The organism is Flintibacter muris (assembly GCF_943192995.1).
Taxonomy (GTDB): domain Bacteria; phylum Bacillota; class Clostridia; order Oscillospirales; family Oscillospiraceae; genus Lawsonibacter; species Lawsonibacter muris.
Map to the genome: position 1 here is coordinate 1 of NZ_CALPCP010000125.1, position 1,019 is coordinate 1,019.

Sequence of the window (1,019 nt, forward strand, 5' to 3'; positions counted from 1 at the left end):
GAACGGGATGAGCCCGGAAAGCTGGCCCACCAATGAGGAAATGGTGGACTGGATGGCCATTCAAGGCCCGAAACTTTATGACGCCTGGAAACGGGCGGGATGTCTGTGAGGTGACTGACGTGGTAGTGCTGAATTTGCGGGATGACTGCGTGGCCAGGACGGCCACCAATTTCCGGCGTGGTATGACGGACAAGCGCTTTCTGGAGCTGGAAATCACGGCATGGCTGGCCTCTCCTGAGCGCAAGCGGCAGCTCACCGCTGAGGTCTACTATGACGGCCAGCAGGACGTGCTCAAGCGGAGGCGGATGGCGCTGGACGATGACGGCAAGCCCATGGAGCTCACCCACCTGCCCAATAATCGCCTGGTCAATAATCTGTACTCAAAAATGGTGGACCAAAAGACCAATTACTCTTTTGGCCGCCCGTTTTCTCTCGACACGGAGCGCAAGGACTATGCGGCGGCCCTGGCCACGGTGCTGGGGGCCCGTTTCCGGCGGACGATGCGGACGGTGGGAGAGGGTGCCTGGATAGGCGGCAAGGCCTGGCTTTACCCCTACTATGAGGGCGGGGCGCTGGCCTTTAAGCGTTTCCCGGCGGATGAGGTCCTGCCCTTTTGGGCGGACGCTGACCACACCATCCTGGACGCCGCCGTCCACATCTATGTGGTGGAGGAGTACGATGAGAGCGAACAGGCCAAGGCCGTGGTCAAGGTTGAGGTCATGCACGGCGGCGGCGTGGATTGTTTCATCCGCCGGGATGACGGCACCCTGGAGCCTGACCCGGACGGGCACTCCGGCGATTATATCACGGCGGAGGACCCGGACACCGGCAAGGAGCAGGGGTACAACTGGGACCGCATCCCCCTGGTGTGCTTTAAGAGCTCCCACCATGAAATCCCCCTGTTGTCCAGGGTGAAGTGCTTGCAGGATGCCTATAATGACATCCTCTCCACCTTTGCCAATCAGATGGAGGAGGACGTGCACAACACGGTCCTGGTCATCAAGAACGCTGAGGGGGAG

General features: G+C 60.5%; 1 protein-coding gene. It reads left to right on the forward strand.

From position 1 onward, the window contains the following. Window positions 1–110: 110 nt before the first annotated feature. A partial coding sequence (locus NFS22_RS23625; protein ID WP_251320064.1) for a phage portal protein occupies window positions 111–1,019 on the forward strand: 909 nt, incomplete at its 3' end.